Source organism: Gardnerella sp. c11Ua_71 (assembly GCF_055818025.1).
Genome location: NZ_JARFVR010000004.1, coordinates 99,985 through 117,357, shown reverse-complemented (window position 1 = coordinate 117,357; position 17,373 = coordinate 99,985). Strand labels below are relative to the sequence as shown.

Sequence of the window (17,373 nt, the reverse complement as noted above, 5' to 3'; positions counted from 1 at the left end):
TGTTACAGCCTTCAATAAAATAGCGTCATTTATTTAATTGTCTAAAGGAATTACTGTCATCATTCCAAAGCCATACGCTTTCTTTTTGCCAATTCCTTCTAACAGTGTTTTACGCATAGTGTCTGCATCGTTAATTGTTAAAATACCTTGATAAACAGCTTTACTTAATCGAATAGGTTTTTCTGACTTTGTAAATAAGATATATCCGCGTTCAACAATAGCGAATTCATTTTCGTTCAACGAAAAACCTAATTTTTGTGCGCGATTAAGCAAAAACTTCATCTGCTGATCATAAGTAACATGTGGTACTACCCTACCTCTAGTAGTGCGAGTTTCAGCAGTATCAGAAATAGAAACAACAGGGTTAAGCGTCACACGAAATTGCATTCTCATGCCATTCATCAGTGAGTCTAAAAACTTATCATAAGTTTTACTTGACGCTGTTCCGGAAACACCATACATCTCTAGACGTTGCAAATCTGGTTCAGAATCACTCACTATAAGCAGGTAATGCTTTCCATGCAGAACATCAACTCTCCATAGTTTTCGGCTTCTTTCATGAATCTCCCATTCGTCGGGAAAACTTTGCTCAACCCAATTATGGAAAGCTCCTACAGATTTAAGATCTCTCAATGATGAGGGCTTTTTATAATCAATTTCAACTCTGCTTAAATAAGACATTTAAGACTCCAATCCAGAAAAAGCATCATGCTCAGCAATAAAATCTCCAGTAGATTTCACATGCTTACTATCTGATGAAATACCTTCTGAATCCGAATGATTGTGGAGAATTCTCTTAATAGGTATTTCCATTTTTGACTCGTAACGGAATCCGAATTTTCTTTCCTTGTTAGAGAAAGAATTAACGAAATCCTTGCGCAATCTACGAACTGATCCCTGAATTTTATAAGTACTAGTATCGTCTTTAACTAATTCTGCTGCAGCTTTATCTACTAAATCAGAATCAGCGTATAAGGATATAAATACTTCATTGAATGATTCATTAGAAGACTCTGATGAATCAGATAGTCTAAAAGTATTAAATCTTTTTTTAGACCACTTGTTTGCAAGCCACTCATGCGTTAATAGAGCCTGAATTACTCCACAATCTTCTACTCCTAGAATAAAGTCAGCAGTAGGAGGCAATGATCTTCTGCCTAAACTAGATTGAAAATACGGCGAGCGCAACGCATCGTTAATACTGTAAATAAGTTGCTCATTATCGGATCCTATTGCAACTAGGAATATGGCATCTTCTAGATAGTAACGATTTGTAACGTAATTTTTTTCAAAGTCACCGTTAGGCTTATATTTTGCAGCAATATGATAATCTCTAAGCAAATTTCCTTGCTGATCTATTCGTACTGCAAAATCTAAATCATTAAGCTTTGCAATCTCTTCATCACAATCTGCGCTTCTTCTATATCCAAAAGCTGCAGCAATCATACCTACTACCGCACTCTTAGATGGATAGTAGTCCGTGTGACGAGTCTCAAAATGCGAATCCGTACCCCATGATTGCAACGGTCCAGAAAACTTCAGTAATAAACTTTTCATAAGCTTCCTAACTCTTAAACACTAAATATCAACTAATAAGTGTTATTTATTAAGGAATTTACTGAAGGAATTCGGAGACTTTAGAAGAAAAGTCATCCAACAATTGCTGCATACTTTGCTCTTCCACGCCTAATTTAATTTCCTCATTCGAAGAATCCATTGTTACATAGAATGATGCAAGTGGTTTATGGACGAATTTTTGAACTTTTTCGTATTCTTGAGATAGCTTTTCTATAGATTTTGAAACATATCCGTCCTTAGATTTTACTGGATCTTCAAATGCACTAACTAAGTTCACTGGCCTGTCATCTCTTAAAGTTACCACCAGCATTTGCGGCAAAGTTTGATTAGCAAAAGTATTTACTTTGCCAGTAGGCATTGCGTTAGCGAAAGCTTCAATAAAAAGTCTAAGAGCATTAATTGTAGATTCTTTGTTATCGCTCAACTGATGGTTAAACTCATGTATTGCAACATTCGCATAACGATAAAGCGTTGAAGAACTATATTCTATTGTTCCAAGCATTCCAGCTCCAGCATTATCCTCAGTAGACAAATCATCAACAGCAGTATAGTAATCAAATTCAGCACGAACAGCGTGAGTGGAAATTGCGTGAGCAACTTGCGAAGAAGCGTCCTCATTAAGCGATGGATCGTCTGCAAGCATGCGACCGAATAACGCAATATCAATAGGTGGATTATCTTTCAGGATTTCTTGCAGCTGCTTCTTGTCAGTAACATTATTTATTGCTGCTTGCGCTAGAGAATTTGCTTGAGTCTCTCCTAAGAAGAATAAAGCTTTTGCTGTAGGAACTGTTTCCCCCTTATCTGTTTTAGTTTTAACGCCAGCAGTATTTAACGTTTTATCTGCTAAATCTAATGCTTCTTGTTCAGATAATTCTGGTTTTAACGTAATGATTTTATCGGCAACGTATTTAACAATATTTTTGCTTCGTATTCCAACATTAGAATCGCCGCTGTGCTCTTTGAAGTATTCACGCATTGAGTGCTTCCAGCATTGAGAACTTATTCTGGTTCTAGTTACACCGCCATATTGAGCAGTTTTTGGACTGCCTGCATCATCGCGATTAATATTGCATGGTGGAACAGTTTGGATTGCTTGAATATCTAAGAATAAATGAGCGTTCATTGTTTTGCCTTTCTAAATTTTAGTTAATTGTTTAATAACGTTGTTTTTGAAATATGTAATTTTTAAAATATGTGATGTTGCTAAAAAGTTATTACTACTTGCTTAAGCGATAATATTCTTGTGCCCAGGAAAGTCTTACTTTTTCTGAATCTTCAAACTGAAGCAAATATAAATCGCGAGCTAGTTTAGAATAATCAATCGATTGTTGATTTTCTTTTGTTCTGCTTTTTAGTAGTCGAACTAGTTGACGAAGGTAGTAGTAAAAACTTTCGTAGTCGTTTGCAGTGATCATAACACTAAAGCGCCTATCCATAGCTCCACGTACGCCTTCATCACTTCTTAGTGTTCTTAAAGCTGTTCCCATATTGTTATAAGATTTTTCATTTTCTGAATCTTCAGATTTGTTCAAATCTTTATAACTTGATTTTTCTGCAACACCTTGCTCGTACAATGCGTATATTTGCAAAGTGTTTATAACAGCTCGCAATTGGTAGCTAACTTCGCCATATTTATCTATGAAGCTTTCTGGCACATTGTTTAATATCCATGGCCATATTTCTATTGACTGACTTAATGGCTTACCGATTGTGTGACGTAGTTGAGCAAGCATAGTCCGTCTCGATGCGATATCTGAGCCGTTCAAGAATTGATTTATAATTTTACTGACAACGCTTGATACTTCAACAGATTTGCTTTTATTTTCAGCCATAATAGCCTCCTTTCTATGTCTTTTATTTTCCTGATAATTTTTTTAATCGACTAGTAAAAATGTTGTAAGCTGTAACTATATTTTTTGTAGATTCTTTCTCGCTTTGATCAGATGGTCTACCTGTAAAATCGCGCAATGTTGCATTTTCTAACATTCCTTTTGCCTCATTTATGAGTATGTTATGCAAAGTATTTCTCCATTGAGTACAACGTTCATTCATTGAATCTTTTGGTTTAATATTTGCTAACCATTCTCTAAACGGTCGATCAACTAAGAAATAAACCTGACTAATATGCTTAGCGGAATATTTAGTTGCATCATCTTTATTTCTATTGCGTATTTCACATATGTCTAGAAGAAATTGCTTGTAAATAAATCCTATGGCAGATCTTGTATACTCAACTTCATTGTTAATTCTGTATACCCATCCATCGTCATCATTATCAGTTACTACGACTTCATCAATATACAGAGTATCGCATATTTCATCTGTAGGAACCCAAGATGTAGCATTACCATCATCTTTCATACTTACAGCTTGCAGTGAAATAGAAGAACCAGCAATATCATGTTTAATTTCGTTCAGCCATTCCATAATTCCTGGTTTATGATTTTTTACACTACCATCGTATAATTCTTGCGATGTAAGTAGTCCAAATGATCTCCACATAGCTTCTTCTGTTCTATGCTTCCTTGGAGTGTATTTATCCTTGTTTTCACCTTCCTTGTTATACTGCCATACTGTCATTGGTTCAATAAAAGCATTTTTATGATTAATATCAGGAAGTTTCACTATAGAAACCGATATTGGCTTGTCAACACTAATATCAGGATTTATATATATTGCCCTGCTCCAGCGAGTGTAAAGCTGAGAAATATTGTCAATAAATGTATCGTAAAACGAATTTTCAATATTTTCTGTTCCTGAATATTCCCAACATGGCTTTTGCTTTTTCTCAGGAGATTGCATTTCGTCAACAAGTACGCAGTTGAGCATAAGAGTTTCAAATAGGTTTTCTCCTTCTATGTAAATGCCACCAAGATCAAAAAGCCAACCTTTAGAAGCTTTATATTTTTCCGTACCAAACATGGTCTTATCTGCTAATCCAGCGTATGACTGTAAGGTAATAATCCATCTTGCTAATTGTGGTTCAGTAAGTGACGATTTGTTGTTATCAACATTATCTTTTGGAGAAAATACAGCTATTTTATTGTTACTTTCAGAAATCAATCGATTTATATTTTTACCTGATATCTCACTAGGAGATTTACCGCCAAGCTTTTTACTATCGATATCCTGTTTAAGCACTTGGAAAAATGGATATTTGTCATCAAAAAGGTAGAAATGATCATGCCATTGTTCTAAATATTTGAAAACTGCATCTGGAAACTTTTTTGAATTCCAAACTTCGCGCCAAATATCCATTGTTTCTTCATTGAAATCATCTTCACTATCTTCACCTGAATCAAATTCACGAGAATTTCCCTGAATATCGTACCTAGAAAAAACAGTATGAAGCGCAGCAAGCAAAACACGAAGCAATGCAAAGTCCTGAGTTTTCATATCGCCAGCAAGAGCTTTATATTCAGACGCATGCTTAAACACATCTGTCATTGATACGAGCTTATTGTGGCCTTTTTCGTCTACAATGACGGAAATCCAAGGCTCATCTAGTAGATTAAACCTGCTCACCTTTTTATTCCTTTCTGTCTTCTTCCGAACTCTTAATACGTACAATACCACTTTTTTCAGAATAAGCAACTCTATATTTCGAAAATTCGCAAATGTTATTTTTATCGAATAGAAGTACCAAAGAACCTCGCAACCAAGGCTGATTATCCCAGTTTTGGAACTGTTTTTGTTTGCGTATTTTCTCTAACTCTTTAATTGTTTCATCAACACGATTGCTGTTTAATGTAAACATCCACGGCAATCCTATTGTTTCTTGAGCAAGTTTCATTGCAACTTCTGAATTATCAATATTTTGCGAAATATCTTCACAATCATGGAAAGTTCCATAGCCAGATCCAACTTTTTTCACAGCAATAACTTCTATAGATTCACCGCTATTACGAACTTGAGCACATGCAAATTCATCAGATTCATTTGTAATTGAATTTTTCAATAAACCGACGATAGATTTTTTGCCGATTTCTGATTTTGGATTTTCAATTCTATATGTTTTGGCGACACTTTCATTACTATTTCTGACTGAATCATGTTCTCTTTTTGCAGCAGCATACGCATCTTTCAAATCTTCTTGTAACTCTAAAAGATTATCTCCATAAACTATTTGCACTAATCGAGAAATATCTTGAGGCATATTTATAACATCTGGCAAATAGTATTGAGTTCTTATAAGTAAATATTTACTGTAAATAGACTCAGAAGCTTTCTCAAATTCATAACGCTCACTGGTTCCCAACACATATAAAATTGGCTCTTTAAAAGAATCTGGACGTTCTATCATATGCCTGTGTAATCTACCAGCACGTTGAAGTAATAAATCTATAGGTGCGAGATCAGTAAACAAAACATCAAAATCAACATCAAGCGACTGTTCTAATACCTGCGTACCGATAATTATTGCACGAACAGGTCTATGAGCATTCTTGCCTATCATATTGCAAATTTGTTGTTCTTTTCTAACTCTATCTGTAGCAATAAATTGCGAATGAATAACTATAACTTCTTCGTCAGTAAACTCACCAACGCATGCATTATAAATTTCCTGAGCTCTTTTAACTGTGTTCACTATAATCCCAGCAATACCACCATTATTTAGCAAGGATTTAAGCTCATTAACAAGTGATTCGTGTAAGCTATCGTCTGTTATTTTTCTTACAGAAACAGATTTATTATCACTAGCATCATTTTCAATAAATTTTTGTTTTACACAGTTTTTATCACTGTACGTAATTAAAGGATAATTATTTGTTTCAAAATCAACATTAGATTTATCGCATTCTCTCCAATTAAACCCAAACAACCCACACATATAGGCTTTTATAAGTTCTTTTCTACGCTTAGCAGGTAAAGTAGCAGAAAGCAACACAACAGGAACACCATATGCTGCCATCCAAACAAGAGATTCTTCAAGATACTTATTCATATAAGCGTCATAAGCGTGCACTTCGTCAATAATTACAACTTTTTTACTTAATCCCAAATGACGAAGCATAAGATGTTTTTGCTTTAACGAAGCTAACAAAAATTGATCTACTGTACCAACAACAAAGTCATCCAACATTGCGGTTTTTCGTCCAGTAAACCAATCATTAAGTATTACTCCATTATTATTTACATTATTACTACTAGAAGTACTTTCACAACCATCATTCATATTTTGCATTCCATGCGGCAAATGCGCATAATCTGCATTCAGTTCAGCTTTACCATGAACTAAACGTAAACCAATCTCACCCTGAAAATCACTATTCACACTTTTAAGCCAATCCTCAACTCGCCTAAACATTCCATTAGAAGTTGCTTGAGTAGGAAGACCGAAGAATACTCCGCTTCTTCCGGTTAGATTTGCTAATTGCTCAGCAGCAATTAAAGAAGCTTCTGTTTTTCCTGAACCCATTGCAGATTCAAGAATAAAAATTCCAGGCTCTTTGCAATGAGAAATTACATCGTACAACGCTGTCTGAATACTATTCGGCAAGAAACCAAAACGATGTTTGTATATTTGCGAAACATTGCTACAACAATTTAATGATTCCCATACGTCTTTAGAACCATGTTGTAACCACTTTTCCCAGCCTTTTCTATATCTTTCTTCCTGATTTTCTATTAAATCTTTCTCTATTGGAATAAGCGGAAAATAGTGTTCATTACTTGCAATCCAATCAGCCATAATTACTAGTCCACACAATAAAACTTGTGCTGGTTCACTTATTTCTGGAAGATCATCTACATTAGAAAAATCATTTCTTTCTAAAGCCCAATCCAAAATATCATTCTGCAATTTTTGCCATAATTTACTATTTTCACTCTCAGTTTCACTTTGATAATAATGGTCAGTATACGCAGATTCGTTACTTTTATAAACAGAATCATTATCTAAAGGTTTACCATGATGAGCGCCAACTATTGCACAAATCCCTTCAGGAACTCCAGTATTAGAAAGAATAGCTTGACCGGTTATAGTGTGATGACTACTCGACCAATCTTCTGCCTTAATAATAAAATCATCGATATTTGTAAAACCAACAGTAGCTAACTTATTTTTTAACGCAATATCTAAATCTTCTGAATTTGAATACGATTTTCGAAACTGAAAAACGGGAGTAGCTTTACCAATATCATGTATGCATCCTAAAAATTGAGATAATTTTTTTGCATCAACATGTTTACTTAATGAAGATTCAATCAATCTTCGCTGACCATCACTAAGCCAATGATCCCATAATTGACCAATAACATTTCCAGTATCTTCAAGGTGTTGAGCAAGAGGAAGCCATTGCATTACTCCATTAACTTCTCTCTTTTTACCCCATAATTCAATATTAACAACGTGATTACAACTCATGATTACCGTCTTCCAATTTTTCCTAATCCACAATGATTATTAAATAATGGCAAATATACTCTCAATAAGAGCTTTAAGAAAGATTGTGTTGCATATTTATTACTAAATTATTTGAGCTTCAAACGTATTGCATGCATTTGAAGCTCAAATAATTGCCTCGCGAATGCGAGAAAGACGATAGAACACGAAACATAGAAGGATCACCCCCGCGTATGCGGGAAAATCTATCAAAAGCGATTATACATCAACAGCATTGTTATTGTGATTCTTTTAATCCAGATTTGGTACGTATCCAGTTAAGCCAGTTTGTAGCGTAAATCCTAGATTGTTTAGAGCAATATAACTTCTACGCAAGTCAAGAAGATGTAGGTGTTTAACGCGTAAGAAGAGTATCATTCACAAAAATAGACATAACGCAAATGTATCAAAATTATTGCGTTAAGGAAACAGCTTTGATATATGCGAGTGCGCGGTAATAGCACACCACACAAAACCATATACATATAAGAACTGGGTTATGAGTTTTGCAACTATAACCCAGTAAAAGAAAAAGAAGAACCCGACGCATCAGATTCTTCCAGGTTTAGTCCGAAGACGTCCACCGCAATTCAAATACAATGTTATCATACTAGCAAAATTATGCAACGAATTTTACTTTTTTATAAAATCCTTAAGTAATTTCATATTAGACTTATGCTGAGTTCCAAGTATCTTACTACATATGTTCACAGGTAGCTTTTTTCTCAAACCTTCTGTTTCGCTATCATACTGTTCAACAAAATCCTTACGCAACTTCTCAGGTGCGCCCATTTTACTAAGAAAATAAGTAATAGCAGTAATATAGGCGTCCATGTATTTAAAATCAATATTATTAATGCTCATTTCAGTTTCAAGAAGTATTGATAACCTACTATCTACATTTCCAGTTTTAAATCGAGTATCAAAAATAACATTGTTATGAGCTATAGCATTTCTCAAATCCTTAATAGCATAAATAAGAGATCTTGTAATCATACCATCTGAATCTAAATTAGTCGGCAAACTCATAATTTTTGAAACATATTTTTTGACCTTAATGTTCGCACACTCATACAACATTCCAAATTCGCCTAAAGTCAAGGTTTCAAATATTGCCCACACCGGTATAGATTTATCATTATTAAAAAAATGAGCAACAACGCTTCTTTTACTGTAATCTCTTACTAGTGCTGAATTTATTCTGCCCTTAAGATTCATTCTTCTAATATAAGCATTTTTATATGCGCTAGAACCTGATTTATGCGATTTGTAAGCTGTTAACGACTTATTGTAAATATCATCGAAATTCTCAGAATTACAATCATTTAATAGTGCTTCTATCGCATAGCTTTTCAACGCATTTTCAATGAACATAACAGCAGGATATAAAATAGTTTTTAATCTCATATCAAAATCATTTAACGCAACGACTTCATCGAAAGAAGAGAACATGATGCGATTAGCATCTTCGCGCACAAACCTATAACCCTTGAAGCCATGATAATAACCAATATTACGCAAAGATTGCAATTGTGATTTTGGATCAATATCAATGTGATGCGTATTCTTTAAGTATTCCATCAGCTGATAAATTGTTAGCATAAATCCCCTCCTTACCGCAATATTAGTATCATACATCAATAGTTTGGTTTTAACGCAAGCGAAGCATATTAGCATAAAAACGTTTCTTCAAGCTATCTATATATTTCTGAAAACTCAAAATCACACTAAAACCAGGCAATATAATTCTCAATTGTTAACATACTTCTTGCTGCTTACACAACTTTTTTGTCATATAACATTTTATCTTGCGCGATTATATTTTGTAAGCAGTTCTGAGAGCTTGGTTAATCCTGCTTGACGCTCACAAACATCAAGAGATTCAGCCAAATCTGCAGCGCACACTGCGATTGGCATAAAGGATTTTGCTGATGTTACTTGTGTGTCTTCATTAATGTGCGAAGAAACATTTTGGCTAATGAAATCGAAAACTTTAGAATCTTCAATAATGCGAAGTTTAACGTTAATTATCGAACTGTCTACGCCGTCTTCTTTATTCTTAAGATGAAATTTATTTACCAAATCTTCTAAATTATTACTGCTTATATATCCTTCTATTTTGTCAGTTTGCGTAAGCTGGAATTGTGAGTGCATATTTCCAGTTGCCGCGGAAAGTATCAAGTGATTAGAAAGTTCCGCTAGACGCGATTTTCTGCACCAATATTCAATCGTCTTCGCACGATTTTTAGATCGGTTAACCAGATCTTGTGGAGTAATCGAACGCAAATATGCTTCTATACGATACTTCTGCTGCCTATTGATCCACGAAACTTCACAACCGCTAAGCATAAACAATGCTGCAAAAGCTAATGACGGAGCATATGCCCTACCGCTTTTAGAGTTTTGTTTCTTATAACGATTTACAGAATCTAGTGAAATTAAAATCTTCCTACTTCCAAATGTGTATGTTGTTAGTAAATGATTCGAGCGCAATGCGATAATTCTCTGTGTACTAATTGATAGCCGATCTGCTGCTTCCGCACGCGTAAGAAGAGTATCATTCACAAAAAATAGAGATAACGCAAATGTATCAAAATTGTTGCGTTAAGGAAACAGTTTTGATACGTGGATTAAATTTTCGTAATCGAAAATTTATAAATTGAGTTAAAAATATTCAATTCAAAAACATTTGTAAATTTGTCACTATTAGTAGTTTTTATTAATAGAATATTTCTTATCAAATAGCTATCATTGAATCATGATGAAAGCTATTGTTCCACCTAAGTCCATAATAGTTAATTTACCTTATAAAGTTTTCAAAGATAATGAATTGGAACATAGCATTAATGAAAATCTAAAGTATAAAAGAAGTGATCTTGATAACCAAACTATTCAAGTTTTGAAGCATTACTTGCTGAAATTTCCAACTGTTTATATTGTTCATAAAAAAGAATATGAGAGATATACGGTTTATGTTGGTGAAACTAATAACATTGAGGAAAGAACAAAACAACATCTGAATGCTGATACCAAAATCAGAGATGATTGGGAAAAACTATCTGAAGGCGAAGTAAAACAATATATTATTGCTAATGAGCATTTTAATAAATCACTTACTTTAGATGTTGAAAACCGCTTCATGCAGTACTTGTTAAGCGTTAATTCAATTAATGAGGTTACTAATCGCCGAACAAATCCTCAGGGTGAATATTATCCAGAAGAAGAGTTCGAACGTATTTTTTCTGGAATATGGGTTCAGCTTCATGACATGGATCCAAATTTATTTCCAGAGGAAGGAATTATTCGCGACTCAGCTTTATTCAAGGCGTCACCATTTCATAAATTGACTTCTGAACAGAAGACTATTGAAAGAAAAGTTATAGATATCGTCAATGAAGCTTTAAAATCAGAAAATAAGTTTGACTCTGATTCTTCTACGCTTATTCTGTTAGAAGGTGATGCTGGTACTGGAAAAACAGTTTTACTTAGTGATTTGTTCTATAAAATTTGTAACAAGCTAAGCAAAATAAAAAATCAATTACGCCAATACAGTTATGATGATGTTGAAGAAGAAAACGAAGAGGATTCTGATTATGAATATAAACAATTTTCAACTATTAGTAATAGGAAAACTGCTTGCATAATTGTAAATCATAAAGAACAAGTGAATGTATACAATCAAATAGCAACAAAGTTACGTTTGCAAAAAAATAATGATGAACTTGTTATGCTACCTTCTCAGTTTATTAATCGTTTTAGCGAGCAAACCGAACAAGGTCGTGGCATCATTGACAGACCAAAGCGTTGCTGTGATGTAGCTCTTATTGATGAAGCTCACTTGCTGAACACACAAGCTAATCAGGCTTACTCTGGTTCAAATATGTTGTCTGATATCTTATGTAGGTCTCGAGTCGTTATTGCAGCTTTTGATCCTAATCAAATTTTACAAAGTAACCAACGGTGGAATTCAGAAGACTTAGAAAAATTATTGGGTACATATTGCAAGGATAAGAAGTCTTTTGGCAATAGTGCTAATGATTGTGGAGCATTATCCTTAAATGATTCAATAAGTGTGAATGTCCGTCGTTTTATTCTTGAAAATCAGATGCGTATGAGAGCTAATAAAAATGTTCTCGAATGGATTAAAAATTTTATATACAATGGTTGTATTGGCACTCTTCCAGTATGTAGTAATTCTGAAATAAAAAATGCAGATTCAAATACTGCAGATAAACCTTTTGATTTCAAGGTATTTGATTCACCTATTAAACTGTTTAAGGCTATCAAATCTAAATCTGAAGAAAAAGCTTCTGGGTACAATGGGCACGGATTATCACGTATTGTTGCAACATACGATTGGGAGTATAAGAACAATAAGAATAATCCTACTGCTGTAAATGGTACTTGGAATGTAGATTTACATTGTGATAGTAATGGACAATGGTATATGGGACTTGGAGAATATGCTGATGCTAGTAGTTCCGAGTTAGAAATTTTGAAAAGAGAAGGGAAAATTTTTAGCCATCCGTGGAATTATCAATTGTCATCGTTAGATAGCTCGAAGCATTCACGTTCAATAAAGGAAACAAAAAAATCATGGGCAGAACAGCCTCATACTATAAATGAGATTGGATCTACATTTACAGTTCAAGGATTTGATTTAAATTATGCTGGGGTAATAATTGGACCTTCAGTGCAGTATCGTAATGGTAAAGTTGTTTTTTGCCCAGAAAATAGTAGAAACGATAAAGCAACTAATAAAAGGCACACTAAAGATTTATCAGCAAAAAAGAAAATTACGTTAGACTATTCAATTGATAATCTTAAAAATGAGCTTAACGTGTTATTAAAACGAGGAGTTAATGGACTCTACATTTTTGCTGTAGATACGGAATTAGAAAAAGCATTATTAGATGCTCAGCGTAATCCATTTATCTGAATAATACAGTATCGGAATAACATATTTTATTTATCGGAACAATAGTGATTTATAAAACCCAAAAATCCCGATGAGATTTACACACCGGGATTTTCGTTATTTAGAATATTTTCACTAGTTAGAACTCAAAATAAAGACTCAACATCAAACTTTATGCCGCGGAAAATAAACTCCCCCAGCAAACCTTCGCCTTCTGCATCAACTTCAACGCGTTCACCATCTGTTAAGTCGCCAAGCAAAATCTTCTCACTTATGGCATCCTCAATATCACGCTGAATAACTCTGCGCAACGGTCTTGCTCCAAGAAGAGGATCAAAGCCCTTTTGCGCAAGAAGATTCTTAGCTGCATCTGTAAGCTCCAAAGTCATATGACGTTCAAACAGACGGTCATTCAAACGCTTAACGTCCAAATCAACAATCTGACGAACCTCTGGCTCAGTAAGCTGACGGAACACAATCGTATCATCCAAACGGTTTAGGAATTCCGGACGGAACTGACGCTTCAATTCCGAATTAACCTGATCCTTCATCCTCTGGTAAGATGCATCCGCATTATTGCCAAGACTAAAACCAGTATTCGCTGACTTAGCAATATCGCGAGTACCAAGATTTGTAGTCAAGATAATAATCGTGTTCTTAAAATCAACTTTTCTTCCCTGGCCATCTGTTAAATGACCGTCGTCTAACACTTGCAAAAGCGTGTTGAAAATATCTGGATGAGCCTTTTCAATTTCGTCAAAAAGCACCACCGAGAATGGCTTTCTACGAACCTTCTCTGTAAGCTCGCCACCCTCCTCGTAGCCAACATATCCTGGAGGAGCACCGAAAAGACGAGAAGCCGCATACTTTTCCGCAAACTCCGACATATCAACACGAATCAAAGCATCATCATCGTCGAACAGGAATTGAGCTAAGGTTTTCGCAAGCTCTGTCTTACCAACTCCTGTAGGACCAGCGAAAATAAACGATCCAGAAGGACGCTTTGGATCTTTCAATCCTACTCGCGCACGACGAATAGAACGAGAAAGTGCAGAAACAGCCTCATCTTGACCAATAATACGCTTATGAAGCTCCGCTTCCATACCGAGCAACTTTTTGGATTCCGCTTGAGTTAGCTTAACAACAGGAATACCAGTTGTATTAGAAACAACAGATGCAATAACATCCTCGTCTACAACCATATTCACATTAGACTCGCCCTCACGCCAAGCCTGCTCTTTATTCTTACGTTCTTCCTCAAGCTTTTCCTGCTCATCTCGCAAGTCGGCAGCCTTCTCAAAGTCCTGATTCTTAATAGCTTCATCTTTCTTTTCTGAAAGTTTAGAAATCTTAGAATCAAGTTCCTTAAGCTCTGGTGGCTCTGTCAATCGCTTAATACGTAGGCGAGCTCCAGCTTCATCAATAAGATCAATCGCCTTATCTGGCAAATTCCTATCTTGAATATAGCGAGCAGACATTTCTGCTGCAGACTGCAAAGCAGCATCCGTAATAGTTACGTGATGATGATTCTCGTAGCGTGCACGCAAACCTTTTAGGATCTCAATTGTCTCTGCAATAGAAGGCTCTTGAACTTGAATAGGCTGGAATCTTCGTTCCAAAGCCGCATCCTTTTCAATATACTTTCTATACTCATCGGTAGTTGTAGCACCAATCGTCTGTAGCTCACCACGCGCAAGCATAGGTTTAAGCATGTCAGAAGCACCCAAAGCACCATCTGCAGACCCAGCACCAACAATAGTATGAATCTCATCAATAAATAGAACTATATCTCCACGAGTCTTAATTTCTTTAAGCACCTTCTTTAAGCGCTCTTCAAAATCGCCACGATAACGAGATCCAGCAACCATCGAACCCAAGTCAAGAGAATAAACCTGCTTGCCCTTTAACGTTTCTGGCACATCTCCAGCAACAATCTTCTGTGCAAGACCTTCCACAACAGCTGTTTTACCAACACCAGGTTCACCTATAAGAACAGGATTATTCTTAGTTCTGCGAGAAAGCACAACCATAACGCGCTCAATCTCTTTTGAACGACCAATAACAGGATCAAGCTTCCCTTGCTCAGCTTCTGTAGTAAGATTCCTTCCGAACTGATCTAGCAGCGCAGAACCAGACTGATTCCTCTTATCCTGCACTCCTCCAGCATTAGCCAAATCACCCTTCTGACCGTCTTCTGGTAATCCAGAATTTCCTCGAATCAAATCCATTGCAGTGCTACGAAGATCTCCTAAATCGACCTCCATCTTAATAAGCACCTGCGTTCCAACACCTTCGCCTTCTCTAATAAGACCTAAGAGAATATGCTCGGTACCAATATAGCTGTGCCCCAATTGCAATGCTTCACGCAAACTAAGCTCAAGCACTTGTTTAGCATGCGGAGTAAAAGGTATGTGTCCACTAGGCGAGACAGTACCAGTGCCAATCATTTCTTTTATTTGTTTACGAGTATTGTCTAATTCTACGCCTTTGGCGTTTAAAGCTTTTGCTGCTATTCCTTCGCCTTCTCTAATAAGACCTAAGAGAATATGCTCGGTACCAATATAGTTATGCTGAAGAGAGCGCGCTTCTTCCTGAGCTAGCACAATCACACGCCGAGCGCGGTCAGTGAACCGTTCAAACATAATTGCCTTCCGTTCTTATCCTTCGTTCTATGGTAACGAGTTGCCATGACTCTAACACTATTTTTAGTGTTACTCATTGGTTAATGACGACTTATTTAAATCTTCAGAATTGTCTGCAGAATCCGAGTCATCGCCAGATTCTGCATAATCTGCGCTATCTGCATCATCCGAAACATCACTCTTATCAACATCATCAGAATTATCAGTGCTATCTGCAAAATCTTCTGATTCAATATCTTCATTAGCTTTATTATCTTTATTATTACTTCTATCAATTGAATCAATTTCTGCAGAATCGCTATTTTCGCTATTTTCGCTATTTTCACTGAACTCGTCAGACTCGTCTTCAATTATCAACCTGCGATGTCTTTTACGATTTTCCTTACTATCTTCAATCGCTTCTTCGATAAGCTCTACATCTGCTCTCTCGTCTCTAGGAGCTTGAGGAGCTATCTCAATATGATAATCGTCATAGGCTGGAGTCGATTGAATCCAAAGTTGTGATGGCTCTGGTGGCTCTATTTCGGAATGCTCTCCACACCCGTGATCTAATGCCACCACTCTCCCATCGTCTGGGCTCCACATATTTGCGCAAACTCCAAACATGTTTCCTAAGCTGCCAGCTAGCGGAATCATAAATCCGCAGGATGAACACGCTTTACCATCCGCAATTTTAGTAGAAAGCGATTTAGGACCATGTTGTCCCGAATACCATCGCTTCGCCGTTTGAGCTATTGCCTCAGCAGTCATAACCCTCTTACGAGTTAATCTAAAAGTCTCAACTGCTTCTTCAAAATCTTCTTGAGATTCTTTAGACTCATTATCTTCTTTAGATTCATTATTTTGCTCTGTTTCGTTATCCTGTTCGGTTGCTGGCGACTTTTCCGATTCAGAGCATTCAGTTTCTACAGAATCTTCAGAAACATTTGCTTTAGATTTTTTATAATCTAAATCTTCTGGATTAACTCCAGACTCAAGCCTTTCATCTTCTTCGGCTGTACCAATAGAGTCCATAACCGAAAGATCCGTTGGCTTAAGTCTATCTTTCCAAGGAATCCAAGGTGGAGGTAGTAAAGAATCCTCAGTTGGGGCAAGAGTTGACTCATTAACTGTCCAACGATCAACATCAGCATCGTGGTACAGCGTTACTGACCACTGCCAACCTTCATACCCAGGCATATTGCAAACAAATCTAAAATCGGTAACATCACTACCAAGATCTGTAGCACTTACGAAATCTCCAACAGCGTTTTCACGCTCTGAAGTTTCCACAGCAATACTATATGCAAGCTCCTGAGGATTGATTACTTCATCTGCCATAAAAAATCCTGTTAAATATCAGTCCTGCACGTCAAAATTGTCTGCTACAGCACGCAACAAATGCGCAAGTTTCTTACTCTCAGCAGTAGACGGATAATGACGACGTCGTAAACCATTGCCTGCAGAATCCAAAAGCTTAATAAGGTCTTCTACTATTGCAGCCATATCTTCAGCTTTTGGTCTTGTGGCTTTTACTAGCGAAGGCGCAGAAGCCACAACAGTGAGACCCATTGCCTGTGGCCCTTTACGACCTTCAACAACAGAGAATTCAACACGCGTACCTTTACGCAGCTCTTTCACTGATTCTGGCAGCGCAGAAGATGGTAAGAATACATCTTTGCCCTCCTCATCGCATATAAAGCCATATCCTTTTTTAGAATCGTACCAACGAACACGCCCGTTGGGCATAACACACCTCACTCGAATTCATTAAATTCTATGCGAATCATCATATTCTACTATAATCCACATAACATTCACTCGGCTCACGCTTTATCAATTGTAGCGCATGAATCCCGAACAATCTA

At 36.2% G+C, this 17,373-nt stretch carries 12 protein-coding genes; 1 reads left to right on the top strand and 11 read right to left on the bottom strand.

Translation table 11 applies throughout. The features are described 5' to 3' along the window. Window positions 1-33: 33 nt before the first annotated feature. The 8 genes from cas6e to P0106_RS04215 all read right to left on the bottom strand — a co-directional run bounded on the left by cas6e (window position 34) and on the right by P0106_RS04215 (window position 10,531). Window positions 34-681, bottom strand: a complete 648-nt coding sequence (cas6e, locus tag P0106_RS04250) for a type I-E CRISPR-associated protein Cas6/Cse3/CasE (protein ID WP_020759629.1) — start codon at window positions 679-681, stop codon at window positions 34-36. Further along, window positions 682-1,557, bottom strand: coding sequence for a type I-E CRISPR-associated protein Cas5/CasD (cas5e, locus tag P0106_RS04245; protein ID WP_410309937.1), 876 nt, complete (start codon window positions 1,555-1,557; stop codon window positions 682-684). A 58-nt stretch (window positions 1,558-1,615) separates the two neighbouring features. Beyond that, a complete protein-coding gene (cas7e, locus tag P0106_RS04240; RefSeq protein WP_473730484.1) occupies window positions 1,616-2,704 on the bottom strand; it encodes a type I-E CRISPR-associated protein Cas7/Cse4/CasC in 1,089 nt (362 codons plus the stop codon). Between the two features lie 94 nt (window positions 2,705-2,798). Then, window positions 2,799-3,413: a type I-E CRISPR-associated protein Cse2/CasB gene (gene casB, locus P0106_RS04235; RefSeq protein ID WP_285084992.1), complete on the bottom strand. Its 615-nt coding sequence runs from the start codon at window positions 3,411-3,413 to the stop codon at window positions 2,799-2,801. 22 nt (window positions 3,414-3,435) lie between these two features. Then, a complete protein-coding gene (gene casA / locus P0106_RS04230; RefSeq protein WP_473730483.1) occupies window positions 3,436-5,106 on the bottom strand; it encodes a type I-E CRISPR-associated protein Cse1/CasA in 1,671 nt (556 codons plus the stop codon). A gap of 4 nt (window positions 5,107-5,110) precedes the next feature. Further along, window positions 5,111-7,948 (bottom strand): CRISPR-associated helicase Cas3', encoded by a 2,838-nt coding sequence (gene cas3, locus P0106_RS04225; protein ID WP_473730482.1) that lies wholly within the window; start codon window positions 7,946-7,948, stop codon window positions 5,111-5,113. Window positions 7,949-8,599: 651 nt separating this feature from the next. Then, entirely contained in the window at window positions 8,600-9,568 is a 969-nt protein-coding gene (locus P0106_RS04220; protein ID WP_285084995.1) for an Abi family protein, read from the bottom strand. 201 nt (window positions 9,569-9,769) lie between these two features. Continuing rightward, complete coding sequence (locus P0106_RS04215) at window positions 9,770-10,531, bottom strand: helix-turn-helix domain-containing protein (RefSeq protein WP_473730481.1); 762 nt, start codon at window positions 10,529-10,531, stop codon at window positions 9,770-9,772. 193 nt (window positions 10,532-10,724) lie between these two features. Between P0106_RS04215 and P0106_RS04210 the strand changes: the two genes are divergently transcribed. Continuing rightward, window positions 10,725-12,905 carry a DNA/RNA helicase domain-containing protein gene (locus P0106_RS04210; protein WP_473730480.1) on the top strand — a complete coding sequence of 727 codons (2,181 nt, stop codon included), beginning with the start codon at window positions 10,725-10,727 and terminating at the stop codon, window positions 12,903-12,905. A 125-nt stretch (window positions 12,906-13,030) separates the two neighbouring features. Here P0106_RS04210 and P0106_RS04205 read toward each other — a convergent pair whose 3' ends face one another. From P0106_RS04205 to P0106_RS04195, 3 genes are all read right to left on the bottom strand, one after another. Next, complete coding sequence (locus P0106_RS04205) at window positions 13,031-15,526, bottom strand: ATP-dependent Clp protease ATP-binding subunit (RefSeq protein ID WP_473730479.1); 2,496 nt, start codon at window positions 15,524-15,526, stop codon at window positions 13,031-13,033. Between the two features lie 69 nt (window positions 15,527-15,595). Beyond that, window positions 15,596-16,846, bottom strand: coding sequence for a DUF3027 domain-containing protein (locus P0106_RS04200; protein ID WP_473730478.1), 1,251 nt, complete (start codon window positions 16,844-16,846; stop codon window positions 15,596-15,598). 18 nt (window positions 16,847-16,864) lie between these two features. Then, window positions 16,865-17,254, bottom strand: a complete 390-nt coding sequence (locus P0106_RS04195) for a cold-shock protein (RefSeq protein WP_004115360.1) — start codon at window positions 17,252-17,254, stop codon at window positions 16,865-16,867. Between the last annotated feature and the right edge of the window lie 119 nt (window positions 17,255-17,373).